The organism is Streptomyces sp. SID3343, assembly GCF_009865215.1.
GTDB lineage: Bacteria > Actinomycetota > Actinomycetes > Streptomycetales > Streptomycetaceae > Embleya.
This window is the reverse complement of record NZ_WWJX01000271.1, coordinates 1-4,748: the sequence shown is the minus strand read 5'-3', so window position 1 is coordinate 4,748 and position 4,748 is coordinate 1. Positions and strand designations below refer to the sequence as shown.

Here is a 4,748-nt window from a genome sequence, read left to right as displayed (position 1 = left end):
GCGGGGCTTGGGACGAGTCCGAGCCCGGTTCGACGCCCGGCCCGCCTTCCGCCGGCCCGGCCCGGCCCGGCCCGGCCCGCTCCCGGTCCGACCTCGGCCCCGACCCGCCTTGACCGACCCCCGACCCCTGACCCGCCTACGACTCGCCCCGACCAACCCCCGACCCGCCCCTGCCCAACGTTCCTGACGGAGCGTCACCTCAACCCCGCCGCAACGGGCTTGAGCCCGCCATACCGTTACGGACGGTTCGGAATTGTTATTTGACGGACCGTCAGATTCCTCCATACCGTTGCCGTATATCCACGGCTGGATCAAGGAAAGACGCCACCCCGCTCCCGGGACGGCGTGCCTTGTGCTTCCCGAACGCAGGAGTTGTCCCGTGCGACCCGTGACTTCCACACCATTCAAAGCCCGACTGCTGCGCCGCTCGGGAGTGTTCGCCGGGCTCGTCGGCCTCACCCTCGGTGCCACCGCGTGCGGCGGCGACGACGCGTCCGGCGGCGGGGCCTCCGGCTCGATGACGGTGCTGATCACCCAGGAGGCCAGAGGCATCGACCCGATCACCACCACGGTGTCCTCCCTCACGGGTGGCAACCAGGCCGCGGCCGTGTTCGACATGCTCTTCTGGATCAACCCCAAGACCGGCAAGGCCGAGCCGCAGATCGCCGACAGCGCGACGCCCTCCGAGGGCAACGCGGTGTGGACGGTCAAGCTCAAGCCGAACGTGAAGTTCACCGACGGCACCACGCTCGACGCCGAGGCGCTCAAGTTCAACTACGAGCGGCACGCCGACCCTGCGAACAAGTCGGTCCAGTTCACCGCCGTCAAGGGCATGAAGTTCGACGTCGTCGACGCGCAGAACCTCAAGGTCACGCTGCCCGCCCCGAACGCGCACTTCGACCTGGTCCTGGCGCACAACCTCGCGTTCATCGGTTCACCGACCGCGATCAGGGCAGACCCGAAGCTCTTCTCGCAAAAGCCGGTCGGCGCGGGCCCGTTCAAGCTCAAGACGTGGGTGCGCGACTCACAGCTCACCCTGGAGCGCAACAACTCGTACTGGAGCCCGGGCAAGCCCGCTCTCAAGGAACTGGTCTTCAAGCCGGTCCAGGACCAGAAGCAGCGGCTCGCGTCGCTGTCCTCCGGTCAGGCCCAGCTCATGACGACGGCGCACTTCCCGTCGACCGAGCAGGCGAAGAAGGACGGCATGACCGTGACGCTCGACGAGAAGAGCGGCGGCTTCATGACCATGTTCGACACGTCGCGCCCGCCGTTCGACGACCCGCGCGCCCGTCGCGCGTTCGCGTTGATCATGAACCCGGACGACCGCAACAACAAGATCCAGGGATCGCCGAGCCAGTCGACCAAGGGCCTGTTCCAGCCCGCGTCGCCGTTCGCCGACCCGAAGGCCGTGTACGCGACGAACAACCGCGCCGAGGCGCAGCGACTGCTCGACGAACTCAACGCCGAGGGCAAGCCGCTCAACTTCACCTACACGACCAACAGCAGCCCGAGCGCCCGGATCACCGCCGAATACTGGCTCGGTCAGCTCGACGGCATGAAGAACATCTCGATGAAGACCGAGTTCCTCGAGGGCGCGCAGTACATCACGAAGGTGATGATCAACAACGACTTCCAGGCGTCGGAGTTCGTGATCACCTTCGACGAGCCGGAGCCCGTGCTCTACAACTTCGTGCACTCCAAGGGCCCGGAGAACCGCACCAAGTGGAACAACCCCGTCGTGGACAAGGCGCTCGACGACGCCCGCAACAGTGACGACCCGGCGGTGCGCAAGACCGCGTACCAGACCGTCGCGAGCGAGATCGTCAAGGACGTCCCGTTCTTCTCCTACGAGAAGTCCTTCGCGGCGGCGGTTCAGGGCCGCAACACCAAGATCGAGGGCTTGGCCCTGTTCGAGGACGGCCTGATCCTCTTCGACCGGATCGCGCTGAAGTAGTCGGCGCGCAGGCGGCCGAAACAGCGGAGTCGGCCCCAACAGCGGAGTCGGCCGAAGACGCCGAGTCGGCCCAAGACGCCGAGTCGGCCGAAGACGCCGAAGCGGTCACGATCCCGACCGCCCGGCGCCGATGGGACCCCGTCGGGGGCGTACCTCGCGTACGCCCCCGACGGCCCGCCCGACCGCCCACCCGCGCAAACGGCAGCTGCCAAGCCACGGGCTCCAGGCCCTCAAATGCCCGAGCCCCCAAACGCCAGAGGCCCCCAAACGCCAGAGGCCCCCAAGCGCCCGAGCCCCAAGCCCCCAAGCCCTCAAGCCCGCGAAGCCCGAATGAACAAAGCCTCCGCGTCCGCGACCAAAACCCCGTCGGCGTACGACCGGGCCGTCACCCACGCCTTGCGCCCCTCGACCCGGGTGACCCCGGCCTCGTAGTCGATGCGGGTGTACAGCGGCGTCGCCTGCCGCATCCGTACCGTCAGCCACCCGGTGAAGCCCAGCGCGCCGGACCCCGACTGCGCACAGCCCATCACTTCGTCGAAGGCCGCCGCGACGTAGCCACCGTGCAGCCGTCCGTACGGTCCCTCGTACGCCGCGCCGTACGTGGCGTGTGCCCGCACCAACGGCCCGTCGCCCGTGATCTGCAGTGGCGGCGCGAGCGGGTTCGCCGCACCCGCGAGTGGACTGCGCTCGTGCAGCGCGAGATCACGTGACGTCGGTGTGCGGTCGCCCACACGTGGCAGTGCGGCGATCCGATCGGCCAAATCTGATACATCGTCAGCTACGCTTTCGAGCGTGTCCACGTCGCCGTCCGGGTCGACCGATTTCACCGCCTCGATCAGGCGGCGAGTCGCCTCGGTCAATCGGTGTCGCGCGGCGCGCCCGGCGCTCTCCGGCTCCGGGCGTGGCGTCCAGGTCAGGCGCAACTCGCGCAGGACGTCGTCCGAAACGGCCGGCGGTCCGATGGCGTCCGCGGGTTCGGGGGCGGCGGCGGTCATGACGGCTCCCGTGGTGACGTAGCCCTGGCTTCGCCCGGGCGAATGGCCGATCATTGCATGCAAAGAGAACAAGTTCTAGTTTTAACGAGTCGTCGTGGCAAGCGGTGCAGCCGTGGTTTCGGCAACCACCACCGGCCGCGGTTCAGTTCACAGTAGAGGAGACGTCATGCCGATCGACGCCGCGAAGGCCACCGGAGCCGAACCCCGTACCGGGGAGATCTCCTGGTCGAACAAGGACGTGATCCTCTACCACCTGGGCCTGGGTGCGGGCACGCCCGCCACCGGCGCGGACGAGCTGCGCTACACGTACGAGAAGAACCTGCACGTCCTGCCGACGTTCGCGACGGTCGCGGGCACCAAGGTCGGCGGCAGCCTCTCCGCGCTGCCCGGCATCGACATCAACCTGCGCGCCGTCCTGCACGGCGGCCAGGAGATCGTCATCCACAACCCGCTCCCGGCCAAGGCCAAGGGCATCAAGGCCACGAGCCGGGTCGCGGACGTGTACGACAAGGGCAAGGCGGCCGTGATCGTGCTGGAGTCCTCGGCCGAACTCGAGGACGGCACCAAGCTCTACGACTCGCGCGCCGAGATCTTCGTGCGCGGCGAGGGCGGCTTCGGCGGCGAGCGTGGCCCGGTCACCAAGATCGACGTGCCCGAGCGTCCGGCCGACCACACGATCGATGTCACGACCACCGCCGACCAGGCGCTCCTGTACCGCCTGTCCGGCGACTGGAACCCGCTGCACGCCGACCCGGACTTCGCGAAGGCGGCCGGCTTCGACACCCCGATCCTGCACGGCCTGTGCTCGTACGGCCTGACCCTCAAGGCCGTCGTCGACAACGTGCTCGGCGGCGATGTCAGCCGGGTCAAGCGCTACCGCACCAAGTTCGCCGGCATCTTCTTCCCGGGCGAGACCATGCGCGTCCGCGTATGGGAGGAAGACGGCAAGCTGTTGATCAACACCTCGGCGGTCGAGCGCGACGACGCGATCGTGCTGTCGGACACCGTCGTGGAGTACAGCGCCTGACCCACGCGGCATCCGGGGCGGCAGCGGACGGAGCCCTCGACCATGCGTCCGAGGCCGCCCCCGGGCCGGTCCACGCCCGGCGCGGTTGCGGCCGCCGCGTCGGGTCGCCCCGGACCCGGCCGGGCCTGGGTCCCTCCCACTCGGCTTGATGCCGCGAGGCGACCGCCCCCACTCGATCGCGCGCCGGGTCGCCCGCCCCACCCGGCGAACTCACGCGGGCTCGACCCCGGTCTGCGCCATCATCAGCGGCCCCGCCGGCGCCGGTTGCGTCCCTCGGCGAGGCGGGGACAGCACCACCGCGATGCGATACCGCGTCGGATCGGATCGGATCGCCGCCCAGTCGGTGAGCCCGCACAGCGACGTGGGCGCGGACTCGTCGAGCGTGATCGTCGTCTTCGCGGGCCACTCCGATTCCCCCACCCGCTTCATCCCGTGCGGTGGTTCGACCGCAGTGGCGGCGGGGCGTGGACCGCCCACGACGACGCCGTCCCGCAGGACCAGCACCTGCGGCTCGACGTGACCGGCGCGCCGCGTCGCGGCCACCGCGAAACGCAGTCGGTAGGAGACCTCCGGCGGGCCGTAGGCCGACGGGTAGGTGACCTTCGTGATGGCCACCTCCGTGCCGTCGAACGCGGCCGACGTCGGCCGCACCGGCAACGGTTGACCGCACGCGATACGCAACGGGCCGTCGACCCGGTCGACCCGGTCGCCCGCCGCGGTCGCCGCGAGCGCCCGGGCGGGCTCGGTCGGCTTTCCGCGGCCCGGACCGGCG

General features: G+C 69.6%; 4 protein-coding genes. 2 read left to right on the top strand and 2 right to left on the bottom strand.

Annotated elements, in window-relative coordinates; translation table 11 throughout:
* The first annotated feature begins 388 nt into the window (after positions 1–388).
* Positions 389–1,954, top strand: a complete 1,566-nt coding sequence (locus GT354_RS09470) for an ABC transporter substrate-binding protein (RefSeq protein WP_346011950.1) — start codon at positions 389–391, stop codon at positions 1,952–1,954.
* A 311-nt stretch (positions 1,955–2,265) separates the two neighbouring features.
* Here GT354_RS09470 and GT354_RS09465 read toward each other — a convergent pair whose 3' ends face one another.
* On the bottom strand, positions 2,266–2,949 hold the full coding sequence (locus GT354_RS09465) for a PaaI family thioesterase (RefSeq protein WP_161355826.1): 684 nt from the start codon (positions 2,947–2,949) through the stop codon (positions 2,266–2,268).
* Positions 2,950–3,115: 166 nt separating this feature from the next.
* Between GT354_RS09465 and GT354_RS09460 the strand changes: the two genes are divergently transcribed.
* Positions 3,116–3,976, top strand: a complete 861-nt coding sequence (locus GT354_RS09460; protein ID WP_161355825.1) for a MaoC/PaaZ C-terminal domain-containing protein — start codon at positions 3,116–3,118, stop codon at positions 3,974–3,976.
* A 210-nt stretch (positions 3,977–4,186) separates the two neighbouring features.
* Here the strand turns inward: GT354_RS09460 and GT354_RS09455 are convergent.
* A partial coding sequence (locus tag GT354_RS09455; protein WP_161355824.1) for a hypothetical protein occupies positions 4,187–4,748 on the bottom strand: 562 nt, incomplete at its 5' end.

Coding starts and splice junctions, on each gene's coding strand:
- GT354_RS09465 (WP_161355826.1), bottom strand. CDS start 2,949: ATGACCGCCGCCGCCCCCGAACCCGCGGACGCCATCGGACCGCCGGCC.
- GT354_RS09460 (WP_161355825.1), top strand. CDS start 3,116: ATGCCGATCGACGCCGCGAAGGCCACCGGAGCCGAACCCCGTACCGGG.